This window comes from Mesorhizobium huakuii, from assembly GCF_014189455.1.
Taxonomy (GTDB): Bacteria; Pseudomonadota; Alphaproteobacteria; order Rhizobiales; family Rhizobiaceae; genus Mesorhizobium; species Mesorhizobium huakuii_A.
Genome location: NZ_CP050298.1, coordinates 20,820 through 41,894, shown reverse-complemented (window position 1 = coordinate 41,894; position 21,075 = coordinate 20,820). Strand labels below are relative to the sequence as shown.

The window sequence follows — 21,075 nt, the reverse complement described above, 5'->3', positions numbered from 1 at the left end:
CCTCTCCTCGCGGGGAAACTGTCCGCGATTTTCCTTGTCTCAGTCTGGGGGTGCACTCCAGCGGGGACCGCCACCATGTCGACTCGGACTGTCCGCACTTTTCGCTCAGAGCCTGATGTCCTTCAAGCTGGCGATTTCGATACCTTCAGCCCCGAAGGCCTCGCTGACATCAACCTTCCCCAGCCGGTCCCACTTCTTCGCCACCCCGAAGTCGAGGTCCAACTGATCCTCTATGTCAGCGATCCGACATTGGCGCAGTTCGAAACGGCCCGGATCGATGGCCTCCTGGGGTAATGACGCGATCAGGTCGGACTGATCGAGCCGGAAGCCCACTGCACCCGGATCCTCTCTCACGTCGCGCCAAATCACTATCTTGTAGAAACTCAGCGGCACAAGTGCGTCGTGTAGCGGCTTGTCCTGCTTACCAAAGACGGGGCCGTTGAAGACCGTCAAACGCGCACGCTGCTCTTCCCCCTGCTCGGAGATGAAGTTTTCCAGGTCTCCCCAGAGGTCCAGCCCGGCACCAGTGAATTCGTCCGACTGGTTGAAGAGAAAATATTGAGGCGCTGAGTTGGTGTAGAAGAACGTGTCGTCATTCGCGGCAACGGCGTCCTCGAATGTCTCACCCCAAGCGACATCGTCCCGCCGTGTCAGGTGTCCCTTGTTGTAGTCGTTGTAGTCATAGAAGCGTGCGCCGAGCTGATCCGCGAATTCGATCCGCGGATCCTTCCTCCAGGTGCTGCGCCCATCCGCCCGGCTCGCGGTTTCCTTCGCGGCGAAGTTCAGATTGCAGGCCGATACATAGGCTAGGCGCCGTTTCGCACAGAGGATGACGCTGTAGTTGTGATAGCGCAGTTCGGTCCGATCATCCGGTCGAGCGGGCCGGGGAACGACCAAGGCACCACCACCGAATTTCGGCTCGGCCTTGACCTTGGGCAGGGGAACGGAAACGCCCAGGAACTTGCGGGCGTAACCATCGCGATCGGCGAAATCCTGCGCCTCTAATTTCTCTTCGAGCAACTCGGCCGGAAGCGCGGGCGCGGCATCGGCGCCGATGCGGACCGATTGCCGGCCCGGCCTAGGGAAAGGGTTATCTTCAGCGGAACCTCGATGGTGGCCGACGGCTCCCATTTGTCCTTCGATATTTCCCGGTTGGGACCGCTGCCTCTCCCGGACGACACATCGCGAACGACTGGGGTGTCCTCCAGCTCGTGCGCAACGCTCTCGGGGACCAGGCTAGGCGCGAAGGTTTCCATGGATGCTGTGGCCGACATGGCTTCATTCAGGTAGGCCCGCTTCTCCTTTTCCAGCGGCGCGATTTCGATCGCTGCAACGAGGCTGGATGTCCGCACGGCCTCATTCGCGACCCATTTGATTTCCGCGACCGAGTGCTGCTCCTTGTCCCAGATGCGGTCATCTTTCCGGAGCCAGTTCCCTTGGCTGTCGATCGCAGGCACGCCGCTATGGTGAAGCCCGACGACCTCCCATCCATCATTCATCACAGGTGACCCTGACGAGCCCTTCTCCGTATCGGCTTCGTAATGCAGGAACGGTCCGAGACCTTCGGCGGCAGTCCTCATGTCGAGAACCCGGTTGTTGCGGATTACGACCTGCTTTTCCCGGCCACCAGGATGCTGGACGATGTTGATGTGGTCCTCATCCGAGATCGCGATCTTTCCCTGGGCGCCATTGAGCGGAAGCCATCCGTATGTAGAAATCTCAACGCCCTGGATGCTTTTCACAGAAACCGCCACGAGCGCGTAGTCGAGCTTGTGGTCATTCAGGAAGAAGCGCTTCGGCTCGAGCGCGAATTCCTGAGGCTGCTTCACCAGGCCGAAGCGGTTCTGCTCGTAGTCCATCTGAACGACGCATCGATCCGCAAGCTCCGCCGAGGTCAGGACGTGCTCATTGGTCAGAAGCAATCCCGGTCCGACGAGGAAGCCAGTGCCTCGTGCGCTCAGGGTTCCATTAGCGCGGATAAGGACTCGCCCGACACTTCGGGCGGCCGCCGATCCTCTGTCCAGAAACTCCACGGAAAGAAAGTCGCGGGCACCGATGATAACCTCGTTAACGATCTGGTCGCTGAGTTCTGCGACAGTCACGGGCAAGGGGCGCTCCACAAACTTCCTCAAGATGGAGCTTTCCGGCGGGAGCATTCCCCCGCCCGATTTCCGGACATCGCTGATGATGTTGTTCAATCGCGCAGCCAGGCGATCCGGACTGTCCGCCGCCAGAATCTCATGCCTGATCAGCGCGTCAGTGCGCGCTTCGCGAATCCTTGTGCGGTTCTTCCATCGCGCGGCGGCGGCCTCTGCATTCGCTAACAGCGCGCCATCAATTTCGTCATCCATCGCCAACCACCCTCCACAGTAACCGATCAAAGGCATCCGATCATCCTCGCAAACCTCACTTCAATTCCATGCTGCCGGATGGCTGAAGGATGGTTTGAGCCAGATCGCCGGACCGCAATCCGCCTCCAAGGCCCAGAGAAACCACTTCTACATGGCCAAACCGCTGTGGCTTGGCGGCTCAGGTCTTCCGCCTCGCCAGTGCTCTCGTGCCGAAGATCGACGGTTGCTTTCTGGCCGATCGTGTCAAGGTACATCCGCGCCAAGTCCTTCCCGGCATGCGCATAGTGGGGCTCCAGCTTCGATGCCTGGGCATCCTCCTTCGACTTCTTGGCCTCGTCCTTGGCCTTCTCCGTTTCCTTTTCTTGGACTTTGACGCCCCACAGCGCTCCGGCCGCGGCGAAGGCCAGCACCTGCAACGACGTCATGATCGTCACGCCGCGATCCTAAAACTCCAACTCGATGTCGATCCGCTGCATCATCATTGTCAGGACGACTAGCCACATGCCGACAATAAAAATCGCCACCAAGGCGGCCAAGCCTGTGAGAAATCGCCGCTGCCGTCACCTGCCAGGAGCCGGTCGGATTTAGCCGCTTACCAGTTGGCGCCCGAGTTTCCTCCTGCGCGTCTTTGCGCTCGGGCTTTATCAAGCGGCGGGACAACCGAGCGCCTCGTTGCCAACTGTTGTCCGCGTCGCGAGATTGTATTGTCCCCACATCCAAGCAACTGCCGCGCCAAACCGGAAAACCAACTAAAACAAAACGATCACGATGATAGTGCAGTGTTTCACGTTCGACGTTGTCACAAAACCGACAACGCGTGCGACTGCCGAGCATCAGAACGCTTCAGAATGGTAGGCGGAGGCGTTGTCACGTTGTTTGAAATGTGGCCGCGTGAGGCCGACACCGCGCTTTTCAGGCAGGCCGTGCACTCACGGCTTCCCACGCGGCCATGGCTTGGCGTCGATGGGTTCGAATTTGTGCTGCCGAGCGGTTGGTCTGGGAGGGGACGAAGAGATTTCGGACGGCGGAGAAGATCGACACGAAATGCTGCAATGAGCCGACCGACCGGAAACCCTGTCGCGTTCGTTCCCGTTTTCGGAACGGCAGGTGAGAATTCTCCGCCCGGTTGTTCAAGCCTTTATGCGAGCGGTGTTCACGTTCGGCATGAGCTGGCGTTGGGCCGCCCCGTAGGAGCGCAATTTGTCGGTGATCATACGCTTTGGCGGCAGACCCTGCTTCTTCAGAAGTCGCGTCAGCAGGCGCTTGGCGGCCTTGCTGTTGCGACGCGTCTGGACAATCTCGTCGAGCATATATCCGTCCTGATCAACCGCTCTCCACAACCAGCACTTCTGACCGTTGATGCGCACCACGACTTCATCCAGGTGCCAGACATCATCTTTCGTTGGTGCCTTGCGGCGTATGCGGCGCGCATAATCAGGGCCGTGCTTTCGGCACCATCGGCGGATGGTCTCGTAGGAAACGACGATCCCGCGATCGAGCAGCATTTCCTCGACATCGCGCAGGCTCAGATTGAAGCGGAAGTAGAGCCAGACAGCACGGGCCACGATTTCGATCGGATAGCGGTGGTTCTTGTAGGTCGGTGCACTCACGGTCATGGGCGCGCTGCTACCTCACTTTCCTTACCGCTTAATCAATGTGACAGCACCGTTGAGAACGATGCAACCGATGGCAACCTCGGTCTGTTGAGCCGGAAGAGAGCGTGCTCGCAGGCGCCGTCCGATCAGCCCCTTGTATCGTCCGATGGCTGTTTCGCTCAGCGCCCGCTTGCCATAGCCGGTGGCTGCCTGCCATTTCAGCCGACCGTCGCTTGCGATTGCGGCAATGTGCTTGTCCCTTTGACCAGGCGGTCCGGCATCACCGCTTTCCACCGCCGTGGAACGCGGTGGAATGACGATGTTCGCGGTTGCGCTGTGCTGCAGGATAGACCGATAGGTTGGCTTGCCGTCATAGGCTCCGTCGGCTGTGAACTGGTCGATCTCGCCGTCGATCTGATCGAGCAGCGGTGCCACCTGGGAAGGATCATCCGTGTCCTGATCTGTCAGCCTTTGGGCAATGATCGCGCCACTTTTGGCATCCACTGCCAGATGCAGCTTGCGCCAGTTGCGACGTGATCTGGCGCCATGTTTCTGCTCCAGCCATTGCCCGGCGCCGTAGACTTTCAATCCCGTGCTATCGACAAGCACATGCAGCGGGCCGTCCGGCAGCGGCGGGTTTCGTCGGGCTGATGGCTCCCACTTCTGTGCCCGACGGCTCAGCGTCGTATGATCTGGAACTGGGACTTTCAGCCCCATGAGATCCAGCAGCGAGTGGAGCAATCCCTCGGTCTGGCGCAGCCGCATTGCCAAGACGCAACCCAGCGTCAGCGCTGTCTCAATGGCGAGATCGGAATACCGGGCTTGGCCGCCGCGGGTCTTGCGTCGCGGAGCGCGCCATCCCGCAAGTGCCTCCGGCGTTACCCATAAGGTCAGGCTACCACGCCGGCGCAGACCTGCTTCGTAGTCACGCCAATTCGTCACCCTGAATTTCATCTTTCCGACGTGATGACGACGATCTGCGTTGTGTTTGTACGGCATGGCACTCGCATCAAGCTGATTTCGATCCTGCCTGCCTATCGCCAAACCGTTGACAAAGGATCCATGCACCAACGCTATCCATGCACCAACGCTGGCCAGGGGGCGACTCCTCCGATTTGTGGTCGCTCTCGCAACCCGTTTGGTGGCATGCAAATTGCATATTCATAGCCATGATACGTGTTTTGGCGTGGCCCGTCGCGCAGTCTCTAGCCTAGGAGTTCACATGACATTCGCCCGAACGCAATACAGGTCTGCGCATCCCGTGGGACGCCCCAGCTCCGTTGGATCTCGCTGGGCGTTGGTGCGCGGATATGGCGGAGCGCGCCATCCCGCCAGTGCCTCCGGCGTTACCCATAAGGTCAGGCTACCACGCCGGCGCAGACCTGCTTCGTAGTCACGCCAATTCGTCACCCTGAATTTCATCTTTCCGACGTGATGACGACGATCTGCGTTGTGTTTGTACGGCATGGCTCTCGCATCAAGCTGATTTCGATCCTGCCTGCCTATCGCCAAACCGTTGACAAAGGATCCATGCACCAACGCTGGTCAGGATCGCCTACTGGTCACACCGGCGAAAATGGGAAGACATCGACGATATGGGCGGCTGTGTTCTGCCCTCGATCAGGCGCTCAGCCACATCGCAACCAACAGCCTATTCTGGACCTGGACCTGACCAAAAACGTACAAAGTCGAGATAACAGGTAGCCACTCTAAATATTTTGCCTTCACGGTTAAGCGGCTTCCCGCGTATCCCGTCCCTAGGCGATCAGAAACTCCGCTACAGGTGTAGATATGGGAATTTGCTGCTCCAAATCCTCCGGATCGACTCGACATGCCACATATGACACGGAAGAGTCGCCGCGAGAACCCACGGCGTCGGACCTTGAGAGCCGCATATCAGCGCTGAGGGTCCCCCTGGGTACGCGTCCCGACAGGTTGCGAAGGGGCGGAGATGCTCCTCTGGAGCAACATCAGATCCAGCAGGCCGCCTACCATATGGGAGCGTATGTCGTCGATGACGAGGTCACGAGCCCGATAAGACTCGCGACAGCCGGGCAAACCGTTCACGACGTCCGTCTGCTGCTCAAGCATGGCCGGGGAAACGTTAAGGCGGACGACATTCCCTCGCACGGCCACAACGGCATCGGATCGTCGGTTGCAAAGATGGCACCAGACGCCAACAACGAGGTTGCAGTGGCCGTAGTCATGGGAGCGGCGGCCTGCGATCAGGCCGCTCCCCTTTCCGCCATCGTCCACGCCCCACACATGGCGGCCAACGAGCGGAGTATGACCTCTGTTGCTTCCGTGTCAATGAAAGAGATAACCGACGAAGGTGATGAGATCCCAGTCAAGACGGGTCACACCTGGAACGAACTGCGGCGCGGAAGCCGCGACCCGAGGTCGACCGTGGTCATGGATGCCTGGGCCAACGGTCCCGCTGTTCGGTTGAAAGACAGCGCATGGAGCGGAGAGCCGGCCGAGAAAGGTCCTTGGTCGATGGACAAAAGCAGCGCCGAATTCCTCAAAAACCGTCTTGAGGGGTTGATTCCGTTAGTGCATCCGGACACAGATGAAGACACTGCCCACAATTTGCGCCAGAGGCAAAACGCACCCGTAGCGTGGGAAAAATATGCAGAAGCACAAGTGATCTCACCCGAGTTCGCCGACAGTGTACGCAACGCATTGTCCCGTGTTCCTGAAGACCAACAAAGGGAAATCGCATCACGGATGATTCAGGAAGCCTACGGAATGGATCCTTCCTCGGACACGCACCGATACGCAGTGGATTCAGTTCTGGTGGCAGCCAACCAACTGGACTCGCTGCCCCGGCCTCCTGTCGTGCCGCCGGGATACTGAACGGCAAGAGGATCGAATCGTCCGGTCGCTGAACCGCGGGGCGCCGGTATCGATGACGATACGGCGCCCCGCCACCGCACACGCGCAACAAACGGCCGTGTAGGAGGGTCGGCAGGGATTCATGCGAAACCGGCGTTGTTGCGTGGATCACCCGGCGACTGATATTGAGCGGTGGTTTTCAGTCTCCTGATCCGGATTTCGACGATGCCGCACAAGTTCAATGCCGATCGGCGGGACAAGATTGCCAAGCAGAAATATCAAGTGACGAATTGGCCGGCATATAATGAAAGCCTGCGTCAACGTGGTGATTTGACCATCTGGGTGAAGGATGAGGCCCTGTCTTAATGGACGGCGCGGAGGCGGACATCGCGGGGTGGTCAGCCGAAATACTCGGATCTGGCGATTACGTTGTGCTTGACCCTGCGCGTCGTCTACGGGCTGGCGCTACGCCAGACCCAAGGCTTGATGCGCAGTGTCGCGGCGCTGATGGGGTTCGATATTGCCGTGCCTGACTCTCCACCCTGTCTCGCCGGAGCAAAGGGCTGGCGTTGCCGTCGACAAAGTCCCGAGCCACAACATCAGGTCCGGTCCATCTGGTTGTCGACAGCACCGGCTTGAAGGTCTTCGGCGAGGGCGAGTGGCTGGAAAACAAGCACAAAACCAAGGCCAAACGCAAAAGATGGCGCAAACTGCACCTTGGTCTCAATCTTGTCAGTGGTGAGATTGTTTGTTCCGATCTGACCGTGGATGATGTCGGCGATCCGACAGCGTTACCAGGACTTCTGGACCAGATCGGTGGCCCCGTCGAGAAGTTCATTGCCGACGGCGCCTATGATGGAACGCCAACCCGAGATCTTCTGGCGACACGCTTTGGTGAGATCGTGGAGGTCATTATCCCACCTCCCAAGACTGCCGTTGCCAGCCCTCAATCGGTGCTGGTTCCATCTGTCCGCGATCGCCATATTGCAGAAATCCAGACCAAAGGGCGGATGGCATGGCAGAAATCCACCGGCTACAACAAGCGCAGTCGCGCTGAGACCCAGATGGGTCGATGGAAGGCTGTGATCGGGCCCAAACTCAAAGCGCGACATTTTGACAATCAGAAGACTGAAGCGAAGATTGGCGTCCGTGTTCTTAACCGGATGACAGAACTTGGCCGGCCCAAGTTCGAGCGCGTTGCATGAAAAATGCAGTGGATAGGGTTGCCTCGTCCAAAGTCTAATCCATGCAACAGTGCTATGCTGAATTATGTGTCGCGCGGCGGCGAGCTCGCCGTCGAGAACGAGAACGGCGAGCGCATCAGCAGCCGCGAGGACCTGGCGCGGTTGCGGGGCGACTGGAACCATCTGTTCCAGAACCGCGCAGAGAGCCGCGATATCGGCAGCTTCACCGTAGAGATTGCGACTGCGGCGGTTTCGTCAGACGAGGCGATGCATGAGCTGGTCAGGAACAGTTTGACGAGCGCGTTCGGCGATCGACGCTATGCTTATGCGGTGACGCGCCAGGCCGACGGCGCGCTGACGGTTCAAGGGGCGATCGTGCTCAGAAGCGGGCAAGGCGAGCGGCTGACTGGCGACGACAGGGCTGCCAGCATCATTCAGGCGCGATATGACGCCAGTGCAGCCGCGCAAGGGGCAGCACGGTTCTCGTTCCAAGGCTACGGCTACGGTGTCGAGTATGGCGCCGGCAAATTGCGGAGCCTGGTCGAACGTCATGACGGCGACGTTCGCGACGACCGCGGCCAAATCGTTGGTGACGAAAAGCTCGCTGGCGATCTGGTGCAAAAGGAATGGCGCGGTGATCTGCACAGCCGCAAAGGCCGCGACGTGATGCATCTGATCATGTCGGCCCGGGCCGGCACGAATGTCGAGGCGTTTGAAAACGCTGCACGTGACTTCCTTGCCGAGCAGTTCGCCGGCCATCGCTATGTGTTTGCCATGCATGATCCGGCCAATGACCCGAAGGAAGAAGGCGAGGGGGGCAAGCGGCCACATGTCCATGCCCGCGCGATCATCACCATGCGATCGGAATCAGGCGATCGGATCGAGACGACCCCTCAGGTGTTTCGGGAGTGGCGGGCCACAATGGCGCAGATGGCTCGGGCGCAGGGAATAGCGATGGAAATGACCGATCGTCGCGAGTTCGCCAGTCCGCCCGCCTTTACCCGCAATCAGGTGAGGCCGGTGAGCAGTGAAGGGCGGACCGAGCACGTCGGGACCAGCGAGGCGGCACAGGGACGGTACGACGCCAAGCGGGGCGGACGGCGCAGTCTGGCGAAGGCCGAAAGAAGCCGGGAGTATGCCATAAAGGCTACGCAGAGTTGGCAGAAGATTGCGCTCGCTAGCGGTGATCGGCGTGTTGTCGCTTATGCAGAACAGCAGCGGGATCATTTGACAGCAAGCCTTTCGGCAGGTCAGGCGGAAGCGAGCGTAAATGTCGTCCATGCAGATTTCGGATCAAAATTCCGCGCCAATCTGGTAACCTTGCAGAAAGTCGTTTTGGAGGGTCAGGAAATGCGCGAGACAACGCGAGCAGAGTTTGAAGCCTATGAAAAGACGGTCGAGACGGCCTTGTTCCGGCTGCAGGGCTGTTCAACGCTGATTACAGAGCCTTGTAAGCGAGGATGAGATCGAGGGAGAGAGCGCCGTTCCAGAGGGCTTGAGCGACGTTTTTCGTGCCGTTGTGACGCAGGATGTTGAGGGCGAAGCTGCGGGCTCTGGCCATGATGCCGGGGTTGTCGCGGATACGGCTGCGGTCCTCGTCGCAGGACACGTCGCGGACATAGTGGTTGCGGTTCTCGATGCCCCAGTGGCCTCGGATGATGGCGGCCCAAGTCTTGGCGGGGAGACCCTGTTCGGAGGAGATATAGTATGAGACCTCGCCGCGCGGCTGCCACATGCCCGTGGCGGCACTGCGGAGCCAAGTTTGGCGGGTGACGCGGATGATGGTCTTGACGAAGGGCTGCCATTCGCTGTCGACGAGGGCCTTGCCGACGGGAAAGACGTCCACGGTTCGATCCTCCTGCCGGGATCGCACTGTGTCGCGTGAGGAGGCCGTGTCGCTGGGAGTGCGGCTGTCGACGATGGCGCGAATCTCGTCATCCAGATTGGGCTGGTTCTCCTTGAGTTGAACCAGCAGATGGTTACCCGTGGCCAGGGCTACGGCGAAGGTTTTTTTGGGCATGCATGGCGTCGAGAGTGAACATGCGCCCGGTCAGGCCCAGCGTGGCGATCAAGTCCTGGGCGGCGGGGATTTCGTTGCTCTTCTCATCGATCGCCAGATGGCCGAGGATGATCTGACCATCGCTGGCGAAAGCACTCAGCAGATGCGCCGCTTTGCGATCGTTGAAGGCGTCGAAGCTGCCGCGCAGCGTCTTGCCGTCAATGGCCACGCACGCCGGCATGACGTCGTCCGGCATGGCGTCGTCCGGCTCTTGGGCCGGGGGCGTCGGCAGGCCGGCCGCATGCTGGCGGAACACCCTTTCGACCTCCGCCCCGTCGAGACCGCGAAGGATGAACCGCACCGTCGAGTAGGCTGGGGCCTTTCGCACCGAGACCCCGAACACGCCGTTCAGGCGGACAAGATGGATGCGGATGAAGGCGTGGACCTGACGATACGAAACCGCCCCGGCCAGCATCGCCAGCACCGTGAACAGCAGGATCGGCGCCTGGGGATACATCTGCCCCTGGCCACGGCGTGGATCGGGGATCTGCGAAAACAATGACAGCAATGTGCCGGGCAACGGTGCAATCCGACAAGGGCTTGTCGTCGGTGCGCCTGGCCGAGGCGCTCGGGGTGAGCCAGCCAACGGCCTGGCGGATGGGACATGCACTGCGTCTCATGGTGGCGCGGGAGAACATGCTCGCCGGCACGGTGGAGATCGACCATTTCCATCTCGGTGGAAGGCCCAGAAAGAATCCCGACGACCCGCCTCCGGGCCGCGGCCGGAAAGGCCAGGCGAATACGGATAAAACGCCAGTCATGGTAATGGTGCGGCGGCCGACTGACGTCATGCCTGGCACTCTGGCCGGTGACGCGCGTGCCGCGGTCGTGACCGGTCTCTCGGCGCGAGCAAGCGAACGCGTCATTGAAGCGCAGATCGAATTGGGAGCTCATTTGATGAGCGACGAGTGAAAGGCATTCATGGCCATTGGTGAGAGCTTTGCCAAGCATGAGACCGTGAAGCATTCCAGCGGTGAGTATGTGCGCGAGGCCGTCCACGTCAATTCGGTGGAGGGCTTCAACTCCCGCGTCCGCCGTACCATCGCCGGCGTCTTTCATCATATCAGCCCGCAGCATGCCGACCTGTATTTCCACGAGATCGGCTTCCGATGGTCGCAGCGCGTCGTCACAGGAAACGTCATTCGCAAAACCCGGCATGGCCGGGAGAGCGTGCGAACCCTGTGGTCGCGCGTGCCGCCTGCGCTGCAATTGACGAATGTTTTTCGCACCGCCACGGGTCGTCAGATGCGCCGAAGCCCGGATGGCGGCATCATCATCAAATCAGCCGTAGCTGTCTTTGGTTGATAAAGGCCGCGTCACGCAAAGGGTGAATCACGAACGCACGCGCCTGCAAACCCCCACCGCCCGGTAATCTGCCCCGGTTACCTTCTTGACCCGACTTGAACAGTTGGAGGTGAACGGATGGCGAACGCTGTCCGTTAAGCTATTGAATTCACTCGCCTTGAGTTTTCGGCGCGAAAATGTGTGGTAACAACATTTGATCTGCTAGCCGTATGTTGTATGGATGTGATGGCATTTATTCGCTAACAACGCTGGCATGTTTGTCGTTGAGAGAGTCGCGCGCGGCCACCGCTATCTTTACCTCGTGGAAAGTGTCCGCGACGGCAAAACCGTTCGCCAGCGCACGATAAAGGCGCTGGGCCGCAAGGATGCGCTGGTTGCCAGCGGCGAACTTGACAGATTGGCGGCCTCGATTGCGCGCCATGGCGAACGCAGCCTCATCCTGTCCGACATTGACGCGGGGCGAATTGCCTCTCGCCGCATCGGCGGTCCGCTGTTGTTCGGGCGGCTGTGGGAGCGGCTCGGGATCGGCGAGGTGCTGGAAGAGGTGCTGGAAGGGCGCCAGTTCGGCTTTGCGGTGGAACGGGCGGTGTTCGTTGGCACGCTGCATCGGCTGTTCGTCTCGGGCTCGGACCGCGACTGCGCGAACTGGATGGCCGATTATGGTATCGAGGGCGCCGAGGGTCTGGCGCTCCATCACTTTTACCGGGCAATGGCGTGGCTGGGCGAGGAACTCGGCGAAAAGGCGCAAGGCGCGCTGGTGGCGCGCTGCGTGAAAGACGCGATCGAGGAAAAGCTCTTCGCGCGCCGGCAGGACCTGTTCACCGACCTCAGCCTTGTGTTCATGGACACCACCTCGTTGTCCTTCCATGGCGCGGGCGGCGAGACGCTGGGCAAGCGCGGGCATTCCAAGGACTTCCGCCCCGATCTGGCGCAAATGATCCTGGCGCTGGTCGTTGATGCCGAGGGCCGGCCGATCTGCACCGAGATGGTGCCCGGCAACACCGCTGACGTGACCGTCCTGTTGCCGGTGGTCGATCGGCTGCGAACGCGCTTCGGCGTCACACGCGCCTGCGTTGTCGCCGATCGCGGCATGATCAGCGCCGATACCATCGCCGCGCTCGAAAAGCTGGGCATGGAATACATTCGGGGGCCCGCGAACGCTCGAGCAGCGTGATCCACAACGTCGTGCTCAATGACGCGGCACCGATGGTTCCGCTCGTTCTCGAGCGCCAGCGCGGTGAAACTCAGTTGTGGGTCAAAGAGGTCAAGGTCGGTAAAGACCGCTATATCGTCAGCCGCAATGACGCCGAGGCCGAGAAGGACAAGGCCGACCGCCAGGCGATCATCGCCGGCCTCGAGGCACAGCTCAAGAAGGGCGACAAGGCACTGGTCGGCAACTCGGCCTACCGGCGTTACCTCAAGGCCAGCGGCAAGAACTTCAAGATCGATGTCGGCAAGCTTGCCGAGGAAGCCCGCTACGACGGCATCACCGTGGTGCGGACCAACGCGAAGGTGACCCCGCTCCAGGCCGTGCTGCGGTATCGCGATTTGCTCGAGGTCGAGAGCCTGTTCCGCGCCGCCAAGGCAACCTTCAATACCCGGCCGATCTTCCACCAATCCGATGCCGCCATCCGCGGGCATGTGTTCTGCTCGTTCCTGGGGCTCGTACTCAGCAAGGAACTGCGCCGCCTCTGCCGGGCCAAAGGCCTGACGCCCGAAGGGCAGCCGCTCCTACGCGATCTCGACCGCCTCCAGGAAGCCACCATCGAAAAGGATGGTCGCATCGTCACCACCAGAACCCACGTTACGGGCCAAGTGGGCAACGTCTTCAAGGCATCTGGCATCGCTCTGCCACACAACCTCGACGAACAACTCGCCTGAGATCATCCCCAAAATGTAGTGGTAACACGCGCCGGCGCGCGCCTAACGTGCTGATATAATAACATATTCTTACAGGCGGTGTTTAAGTGGGGCTTGACGTAACCGGGGCAAAAGCGGTGGCGGGCGCGGCGTTATGACTCGGTGTATCGGGTTAGAGTGGGTGGCGGTTTGGCGGGCGGCGTGATTCTGTCGGGCCATGGCGGAGCCACCAGATTCTCGAACGCCGACCCCTGCGGACCTGCTCGACATGATCCTGCAGTTGCGGGCGGAGGTCGCCGGGCTTCGCGCCGAGAATGCGGCTCTGAAGGATGAGATCCGGCGCCTGAAAGGTCTACCGCCGCGCCCGACGCTGAAGCCGAGCGGGATGGAGCAGTCGTCCAAGCGGAGCTCACCTGCGGCAACGGGTCCGAAGCGGCGTGGCTCGAACCGGGCGATCGTCACCGAAGAGCGCCGTCTTTGTTATGAGCCGCCACCGGGCTCGCGGTTTGTGGGGCGGACAAGTTTCGTGGTGCAGGATCTGACGATCGGGGTGCGGGTGGTCCGCTATCATCGGGACCGCTGGCGTTTGCCGGATGGCCGGATCGTCGTCGCTCCGCTGCCGGACGGGGTCGACGGGCACTTCGGTTTGGAGCTTCGGCGTCTGGTGCTGTCGCTTTATCACCAGGGTCAATCGACCGTGGAGCGGATCGTCGCGTTGCTGCGCGACTTCGGCGTGTCGATCTCCAAGCGTCAGGTCGTGCGGATCCTGACCAGCAAGATCGACGCCTTCGTCGCCGAAGCGAAGCAGGTTCTGACGGCCGGGCTCGCTTCGGCCGGTTGGGTCAGCGTCGACGACACCGGGGCCCGCCATGGCGCGGTCAATGGCGTGTGCACGCAAATCGGCAATGACCGGTTCGCCGTGTTCACGACCACCAAGTCGAAGAGCCGGCTGAACTTCCTGCAGCTCCTGCACGGCGGGTCGGCCCGGTGGGTCCTGAACGCCGCCTCACGCGCCTACATGCTGGAGCGCGGGCTGCCGGTGATCACGACGGATCTTCTGCATGCTGGGCGCGAGCCGTCCGGGTTCGAGGACGCGGCGTCATGGGACGCCCATCTACTCGCCCATGGCCTGGAGCCCAAGGATGGCCCTGTGGACCCGTTCCGCATCGCCAGTGAAGGCGCGTTGTGGGGCGGTCTGACCGAAGCAAAGGCCCTCGACGGCACCGTCATCCTCAGTGATGGGGCGGGCCAGTTCGCAATCGGCGAGCACGCGCGGTGCTGGGTCCATATGGAGCGCCAGATCCATGCCCTCGATAGCTTCACCGAACCGCAGCGCCGCGCCAAGGCCCTGATCCAGAGCCGGATCTGGTGGCTCTACAACGACATCAAGGCGTGGTGTCTGAGCCCCACGCCCCGAAGAGCCAGGGAACTTGCCCGGCGGTTCGACCGGATCGTCGGCATGAAGACCAAGTTCGTGACCCTCGACCGTCTACTCGCGCGCATCCGGACCGACCGCCAAAGCTTCCTGAAGATCCTCCAACGCCCGGACATTCCGCTCCACACCAACGGCTCAGAGAACGATATCCGCAGCGTGGTGACCCGGCGCAAGATCAGCGGCGGAACCCACAGCGACCAGGGCCGTGCCGCCCGCGACACCATGCTCAGCATGATGAAGACCTGCAACAAACTCGGTGTCAGCTTCTGGGATTATCTCGGCGACCGCCTCGGCATCCCTGGCAGCAAGATCCTGCCGCTTCCCGTTCTCCTCGCCGCTCGCTGAAACCGAACAGCAGATCGGCCCGCAAACGCCACCGCTTTTGCCCCGGTTACTTCTTGACGTAACCGGGGCAGATTACCGGGCGGTGGGGGTTTGCAGGCGCGTGCGTTCGTGATTCACCGTTTGCGTGACGCTACCACCGACTGATTCGCTTGAAGGCCTGTCGCTCGCGGAACTCCGCGGGCTGGTTTCTGCGCTGATCGGCGAAGTGCGCGGTCTTCAAGGCCGGGTCGAGAGCCTTGAGATCGAGAACCAGGCGCTACGCGCCGAGAACCAGACCCTGAAGGATGAGATCGCCCGGCTGAAGGACCTGCCGCCGCGTCCCCCGGTCAAGCCGACCAAGCCATCGGGCATGGAGAAGGCGACGCAGCCGACATCTGGCAAGGGCAAGCGCCGCCGGCGCGGCGCCAAGCGCGACGGCGGTCGCGTGAGCCGCGAGGTGACGGTTGCGGTGAGCGCTCCTGCGGGCTCTCGCTTCAAGGGGTATGAGACGATCCTGGTGCGCGATCTGGCGTTGTCGGCCGAGGTGGTGCGCTATCGCCGCGAGCGCTGGGTGACACCGACCGGCGAAACGATGGTGGCGCCGTTGCCGGCGGGGATCATCGGCGGCTGGGGCGCGAACCTGCGCCGCTTCATTCTGGCCTGTCACATTCAAGGCCAGGTGACGACGGAGCGGTTGACGGCGTTGTTGACCGGGATCGGGGTCGACATTTCGAAGCGCCAGGTGGTGCGGCTGATTTCGGAGGGCCTGGAGGGGCGTTGGTGCGCGGATATGAAATCGAACGCATTTCGATCTTTAATGTAGTTGGTTATGCCTGCGTGACTTGACGCCGGATAGACTCCGGGCGTGCCCATGCCAGCATGCGGTTGAGAACGATGCAACCGATGGCAACCTCGGTCTGTTGAGCCGGAAGAGAGCGTGCTCGCAGGCGCCGTCCGATCAGCCCCTTGTATCGTCCGATGGCTGTTTCGCTCAGCGCCCGCTTGCCGTAGCCGGTGGCTGCCTGCCATTTCAGCCGACCGTCGCTTGCGATTGCGGCAATGTGCTTGTCCCTTTGACCAGGCGGTCCGGCATCACGGCTTTCCACCGCCGTGGAACGCGGTGGAATGACGATGTTCGCGGTTGCGCTGTGCTGCAGGATAGACCGATAGGTTGGCTTGCCGTCATAGGCTCCGTCGGCTGTGAACTGGTCGATCTCGCCGTCGATCTGATCGAGAAGCGGTGCCACCTGGGAAGGATCATCCGTGTCCTGATCTGTCAGCCTTTGGGCAATGATCGCGCCACTTTTGGCATCCACTGCCAGATGCAGCTTGCGCCAGTTGCGACGTGATCTGGCGCCATGTTTCTGCTCCAGCCATTGCCCGGCGCCGTAGACTTTCAATCCCGTGCTATCGACAAGCACATGCAGCGGGCCGTCCGGCAGCGGCGGGTTTCGTCGGGCTGATGGCTCCCACTTCTGTGCCCGACGGCTCAGCGTCGTATGATCTGGAACTGGGACTTTCAGCCCCATGAGATCCAGCAGCGAGTGAAGCAATCCCTCGGTCTGGCGCAGCCGCATTGCGAAGACGCAACCCAGCGTCAGCGCTGTCTCAATGGCGAGATCGGAATACCGGGCTTGGCCGCCGCGGGTCTTGCGTCGCGGAGCGCGCCATCCCGCCAGTGCCTCCGGCGTTACCCATAAGGTCAGGCTACCACGCCGGCGCAGACCTGCTTCGTAGTCACGCCAATTCGTCACCCTGAATTTCATCTTTCCGACGTGATGACGACGATCTGCGTTGTGTTTGTACGGCATGGCACTCGCATCAAGCTGATTTCGATCCTGCCTGCCTATCGCCAAACCGTTGACAAAAGATCCATGCACCAACGCTCTCATGTTCAGCTTTTGACCCAACGAAATTACGGCGCTGGCAACAGCCTGATCGTTTTCGTCGTCGGCGACGTCGTTGATGAACGACTTATCGATCTTTAGCCGCGCAACGGGAAAGCTCTTGAGTGCACTGAGGCTGGAATAGCCCGTCCCGAAATCGTCGATAGAGATCTGAACGCCCAGGCTTTGCAGTTCGTTCATCGTTGCGACTGCCAATTCTGTGTCCTGCATGATGAGGCTTTCGGTCAACTCCAGCTCAAGGTAACAGCCCTTCAGGTCGCTTTCTCTAAGCGAGTGGACGACACGTTCAACCAGATTCCTTTCCCTAAATTGCCGTGCCGAGACATTCACGCACACAGTCATCGGCGGCAATCCTGCATCCTGCCAGGCCTTGTTCTGTCGACAGGCTTCATGCAGAATCCAGTCGCCGAGCGGCACGATCAATCCTGTCTCCTCGGCCGTCGGGATGAACGTCATCGGCGGTACCACGCCCAGTGTCGGATGGTTCCAGCGTATCAACGCTTCTACCGCAAAGACGCGCCCCGAGCGAAGATCGACTTGCGGCTGATAGAGCAGCACGAATTCCGAGCGGGCCACGGCGTTTCGCAATTCCTCCTGAAGCACGAATTTATCATGCGCCCTCGAGTTGAATTCGGGAGTGTAAAACTGGAAATTGTCGCGGCCGAATTCCTTCGCCCGATACATGGCCGCATCGGCGTTGACCAGGAGTGTTTCCGAGCTCGCCCCATCCTTGGGGTAGTTTGCGATGCCGATGCTGGCCGTCGTCCTCAGGCGATGCTCTCCGATAGGCGTTGGTGCGCGGATATGAAATCGAACGCATTTCGATCTTTAATGTAGTTGGTTATGCCTGCGTGACTTGACGCCGGATAGACTCCGGGCGTGCCCATGCCAGCATGCGGTTGAGAACGATGCAACCGATGGCAACCTCGGTCTGTTGAGCCGGAAGAGAGCGTGCTCGCAGGCGCCGTCCGATCAGCCCCTTGTATCGTCCGATGGCTGTTTCGCTCAGCGCCCGCTTGCCGTAGCCGGTGGCTGCCTGCCATTTCAGCCGACCGTCGCTTGCGATTGCGGCAATGTGCTTGTCCCTTTGACCAGGCGGTCCGGCATCACGGCTTTCCACCGCCGTGGAACGCGGTGGAATGACGATGTTCGCGGTTGCGCTGTGCTGCAGGATAGACCGATAGGTTGGCTTGCCGTCATAGGCTCCGTCGGCTGTGAACTGGTCGATCTCGCCGTCGATCTGATCGAGAAGCGGTGCCACCTGGGAAGGATCATCCGTGTCCTGATCTGTCAGCCTTTGGGCAATGATCGCGCCACTTTTGGCATCCACTGCCAGATGCAGCTTGCGCCAGTTGCGACGTGATCTGGCGCCATGTTTCTGCTCCAGCCATTGCCCGGCGCCGTAGACTTTCAATCCCGTGCTATCGACAAGCACATGCAGCGGGCCGTCCGGCAGCGGCGGGTTTCGTCGGGCTGATGGCTCCCACTTCTGTGCCCGACGGCTCAGCGTCGTATGATCTGGAACTGGGACTTTCAGCCCCATGAGATCCAGCAGCGAGTGAAGCAATCCCTCGGTCTGGCGCAGCCGCATTGCGAAGACGCAACCCAGCGTCAGCGCTGTCTCAATGGCGAGATCGGAATACCGGGCTTGGCCGCCGCGGGTCTTGCGTCGCGGAGCGCGCCATCCCGCCAGTGCCTCCGGCGTTACCCATAAGGTCAGGCTACCACGCCGGCGCAGACCTGCTTCGTAGTCACGCCAATTCGTCACCCTGAATTTCATCTTTCCGACGTGATGACGACGATCTGCGTTGTGTTTGTACGGCATGGCACTCGCATCAAGCTGATTTCGATCCTGCCTGCCTATCGCCAAACCGTTGACAAAAGATCCATGCACCAACGCTCATATCAAGCGCTTCATGGAGCGCCTGGTCGGCGACATGGCGTTCCGCAGCGCGCTTTCGGAGAACGTCGACAACCCTCGAACGGTAACCGAGCGCTACGGCATCGAAGTCGACCCGATGGAGATGCTGCCGCTCTGGCGCGGTAGCTACCTGAATTACCGCTTCAAGCCGGAGTGTGCGTCGTGGCCGCTGGCTGTGATGTGGGACGAGTATATGCGCGAGATGTTGCGCCATCGCGACATCCTGCGCGACGAGGGCGAAATGTCGACGGTCAACCCTCGCTTCCATGCGTGGCGCGAGCGCCAAATCCGCCGCTGCGACGGCGAATTGGGCGGATCGGCGCCGTCGGTCACGCATCCCGTCATCGCTTTCGAGCTGAGCGAAGGCTGCACCGTCGGTTGCTGGTTCTGCGGCCTGTCGGCCGACCGCTTCGAGGGTTATTATGAATATAGCGAGGAGCATGCCGAGCTTTGGCGCGGCGTGGTCGGTGTCGCGAGCGAGATGTTTGGTTCGGCAGCCCGCACTGGCTTCTGCTACTGGGCCACGGATCCGATCGATAACCCGGACTACGACCGCTTTCTGTTCGACTACTATCAAATCACGGGCGCATTACCACAAACGACGACGGCCGCCCCGCTCAAGGATCAGGCCCTCACAAGGCGCGTGCTCGAACTGTTCAAACGCTACCGTGGCGTGACGAATCGTTTCTCCGTGCTAAGCACGAACCACCTCAATCAGATTCACGAGGCGTTTTCGCCCGAGGACCTGATGGGGGTCGAACTCGTCCTGCAGGGCAAGGAGGCGCTGACCGCAAAAGCTTTTCGCCGGGCGCGCGCGCGCGAAAGGAGAAACTCAGCGCAGCAAACAACGACGATGCAATCGCGTTGCTGGAGCGCGATCACACGACGATCGCCTGCGTTTCCGGCTTCCTCGTAAACATGCCGCGGGGACGAGTACAACTGGTGACGCCGGTACCGGGGAGCAAACGCTGGCCTCTCGGCTACCGCATCCTGGATGAGCGTTTCTTCAGGACGCCCGACGAGTTCCGGGAGGGGCTCCAGAGCATCATCGACGAGCATATGCTCGAGAGCCCACCTCCCAACCTGCCGATCCGCTTCCGCGGAGACCTGCAATACGAGGCCGGGAACCTGCACTTCCACCTCCGCTCACGCAACATTGAACACCGGATACTCGACGACGTCGCTCCGATCTCCGTTGGCGATCTAATCGCGTGCGGCGACTGCACAGCGTCGGAGTTAGTTGTGCGCGTCATAGCTGACGGAGCGAGCGCCCTTGCAGTCGCCGATCTGCTAGACCAGTTGTACGCGGCGGGGGTGATCGAAGAGGACCTCGACGACCGCTTTGCCTGGCAGACCAGCGAGGGGATAACGAGCCGCATCGAAGCGGCCAAACACGCGACCTCCCGCACGGGCGTCGACCATGCCGATTCGCCTTGAGATACTGGACTACGTCAGCCTAAAGGAACTACGGCATCTTACCTATCCGGCAGTGTGGACCGCGGTGACAAGCCGTTTCGCATCCACGGTCCGCGGCGTCGCGGCGCGCACAACCGACGTGACCGCAGGACTTGCCCTGGCCGTGCCAGGCCCTTCCGGGCAGTTCGAACTCCTTTCGGTCTACGTCCTGCCTATGCTCCGCCGAATGGGCTTTGGCAGTTCCATGCTGGGCACGATCGAAGAGGAGTTCCGCGGTCTCGGCTTCAGGCGAGGCGTTCATTTCCTGCGCGTCGGCGAGCACAACCAGGACGCCGCACGCTTTTTCGTGAAAAACGGCTGGACCCGACCCGCGGTCAACAAACTGGTCTGCCACACGACCGTGCCGCTGGCGTTCGAGACGCCGTGGCTTGTCGAGGCGCGCCTGCCGGTCCGCTACCGCATCGTTGGCTGGCGGTCGCTCGGCGCCGACCAGCGAGCGACGATCCGGGATTTCGACGAACCCGGCGTGAATGACGACGTCAATCCGTTCATCTACGAGGAGGATAGTGACCCGCACACCAGCTTGGCGCTGGTTGATGCCGAGGGCGGAACGGTGCGTGGCTGGGCGATCACCCACCGGCTCGACTCCAGCACGCTGCGCTGGACCTGCTCGTTCATCCATCCCAGTCTCCAGGCAACGGCCTTGATGCGGCCGCTGTGGCTCGAAGTAGCGCGCCGCCAGCGCGCTTTTCCCGAACTGGTCAACCTCATGTTCACGGTTCCGGTCACGGAGCCGCGCATGGCTCGCTTTGCACTCCGGCGCATGAGACCGTGGCTGAGCGAACTCGCCTATGCCTGCATCACCATGAAAAGAGTGGCATGA

At 61.0% G+C, this 21,075-nt stretch carries 12 protein-coding genes and 9 pseudogenes; 9 read left to right on the top strand and 12 right to left on the bottom strand.

Annotation, left to right across the window (positions count from 1 at the left end; all coding sequences use genetic code 11):
• Nucleotides 1-105: 105 nt before the first annotated feature.
• The 7 genes and pseudogenes from HB778_RS36525 to HB778_RS43250 all read right to left on the bottom strand — a co-directional run.
• The gene (locus HB778_RS36525) at nucleotides 106-1,020 is read right to left on the bottom strand and encodes a DNA/RNA non-specific endonuclease (protein WP_183465550.1); all 915 of its coding nucleotides are present in this window, start codon (nucleotides 1,018-1,020) and stop codon (nucleotides 106-108) included.
• Complete coding sequence (locus HB778_RS36520) at nucleotides 1,002-2,351, bottom strand: trypsin-like serine peptidase (RefSeq protein ID WP_183465549.1); 1,350 nt, start codon at nucleotides 2,349-2,351, stop codon at nucleotides 1,002-1,004. Before HB778_RS36520 ends, HB778_RS36525 begins: the two co-directional genes overlap by 19 nt.
• A gap of 26 nt (nucleotides 2,352-2,377) precedes the next feature.
• Nucleotides 2,378-2,785, bottom strand: a complete 408-nt coding sequence (locus HB778_RS36515) for a hypothetical protein (RefSeq protein ID WP_183455038.1) — start codon at nucleotides 2,783-2,785, stop codon at nucleotides 2,378-2,380.
• Between the two features lie 478 nt (nucleotides 2,786-3,263).
• Nucleotides 3,264-3,967, bottom strand: a pseudogene (locus HB778_RS36510) (IS6 family transposase).
• Nucleotides 3,968-3,991: 24 nt separating this feature from the next.
• A complete protein-coding gene (locus HB778_RS36505) occupies nucleotides 3,992-4,945 on the bottom strand; it encodes an IS5 family transposase (RefSeq protein ID WP_183465548.1) in 954 nt (317 codons plus the stop codon).
• Nucleotides 4,946-5,260: 315 nt separating this feature from the next.
• Nucleotides 5,261-5,413, bottom strand: a pseudogene (locus tag HB778_RS36500) (IS5/IS1182 family transposase); the annotation flags it as partial.
• A 498-nt stretch (nucleotides 5,414-5,911) separates the two neighbouring features.
• A pseudogene (locus HB778_RS43250) lies at nucleotides 5,912-6,307 on the bottom strand (hypothetical protein); the annotation flags it as partial.
• A 51-nt stretch (nucleotides 6,308-6,358) separates the two neighbouring features.
• Between HB778_RS43250 and HB778_RS43245 the strand changes: the two are divergent.
• The 3 genes and pseudogenes from HB778_RS43245 to HB778_RS36485 form a co-directional block, all read left to right on the top strand.
• On the top strand, nucleotides 6,359-6,802 hold the full coding sequence (locus HB778_RS43245; RefSeq protein ID WP_348524787.1) for a hypothetical protein: 444 nt from the start codon (nucleotides 6,359-6,361) through the stop codon (nucleotides 6,800-6,802).
• 204 nt (nucleotides 6,803-7,006) lie between these two features.
• Nucleotides 7,007-7,986, top strand: a pseudogene (locus HB778_RS36490) (IS5 family transposase).
• Nucleotides 7,987-8,037: 51 nt separating this feature from the next.
• A pseudogene (locus HB778_RS36485) lies at nucleotides 8,038-9,387 on the top strand (conjugal transfer protein TraA); the annotation flags it as partial.
• A 16-nt stretch (nucleotides 9,388-9,403) separates the two neighbouring features.
• Here HB778_RS36485 and HB778_RS36480 read toward each other — a convergent pair.
• Complete coding sequence (locus tag HB778_RS36480) at nucleotides 9,404-9,985, bottom strand: ISAs1 family transposase (RefSeq protein WP_183455035.1); 582 nt, start codon at nucleotides 9,983-9,985, stop codon at nucleotides 9,404-9,406.
• On the bottom strand, nucleotides 9,945-10,544 hold the full coding sequence (locus tag HB778_RS36475) for an ISAs1 family transposase (protein WP_183455034.1): 600 nt from the start codon (nucleotides 10,542-10,544) through the stop codon (nucleotides 9,945-9,947). The genes HB778_RS36480 and HB778_RS36475 overlap by 41 nt, the downstream gene beginning before the upstream one ends.
• A 2-nt stretch (nucleotides 10,545-10,546) precedes the next feature.
• Between HB778_RS36475 and HB778_RS36470 the strand changes: the two are divergent.
• The 4 genes and pseudogenes from HB778_RS36470 to HB778_RS42210 form a co-directional block, all read left to right on the top strand.
• Nucleotides 10,547-11,329 (top strand): annotated as a pseudogene (locus HB778_RS36470) (IS1595 family transposase); the annotation flags it as partial.
• 253 nt (nucleotides 11,330-11,582) lie between these two features.
• A pseudogene (locus HB778_RS36465) lies at nucleotides 11,583-13,210 on the top strand (IS1634 family transposase).
• A gap of 247 nt (nucleotides 13,211-13,457) precedes the next feature.
• Nucleotides 13,458-14,969 (top strand): IS66 family transposase, encoded by a 1,512-nt coding sequence (locus HB778_RS36460; RefSeq protein WP_244662106.1) that lies wholly within the window; start codon nucleotides 13,458-13,460, stop codon nucleotides 14,967-14,969.
• A 124-nt stretch (nucleotides 14,970-15,093) separates the two neighbouring features.
• On the top strand, nucleotides 15,094-15,771 hold the full coding sequence (locus tag HB778_RS42210) for a hypothetical protein (protein ID WP_244662105.1): 678 nt from the start codon (nucleotides 15,094-15,096) through the stop codon (nucleotides 15,769-15,771).
• 4 nt (nucleotides 15,772-15,775) lie between these two features.
• Here the strand turns inward: HB778_RS42210 and HB778_RS36450 are convergent, their stop codons facing one another.
• The 3 genes and pseudogenes from HB778_RS36450 to HB778_RS36440 all read right to left on the bottom strand — a co-directional run bounded on the left by HB778_RS36450 (nucleotide 15,776) and on the right by HB778_RS36440 (nucleotide 18,680).
• On the bottom strand, nucleotides 15,776-16,759 hold the full coding sequence (locus HB778_RS36450) for an IS5 family transposase (RefSeq protein ID WP_183465540.1): 984 nt from the start codon (nucleotides 16,757-16,759) through the stop codon (nucleotides 15,776-15,778).
• Between the two features lie 60 nt (nucleotides 16,760-16,819).
• A pseudogene (locus HB778_RS36445) lies at nucleotides 16,820-17,659 on the bottom strand (putative bifunctional diguanylate cyclase/phosphodiesterase); the annotation flags it as partial.
• A gap of 37 nt (nucleotides 17,660-17,696) precedes the next feature.
• Nucleotides 17,697-18,680 carry an IS5 family transposase gene (locus HB778_RS36440; protein ID WP_183465540.1) on the bottom strand — a complete coding sequence of 328 codons (984 nt, stop codon included), beginning with the start codon at nucleotides 18,678-18,680 and terminating at the stop codon, nucleotides 17,697-17,699.
• A gap of 91 nt (nucleotides 18,681-18,771) precedes the next feature.
• Here HB778_RS36440 and HB778_RS43645 point away from each other — a divergent pair.
• Nucleotides 18,772-20,213 (top strand): annotated as a pseudogene (locus HB778_RS43645) (radical SAM family RiPP maturation amino acid epimerase).
• Nucleotides 20,197-21,075 carry a GNAT family N-acetyltransferase gene (locus HB778_RS36430; RefSeq protein ID WP_183454935.1) on the top strand — a complete coding sequence of 293 codons (879 nt, stop codon included), beginning with the start codon at nucleotides 20,197-20,199 and terminating at the stop codon, nucleotides 21,073-21,075. The pseudogene HB778_RS43645 and the gene HB778_RS36430 overlap by 17 nt, the downstream one beginning before the upstream one ends.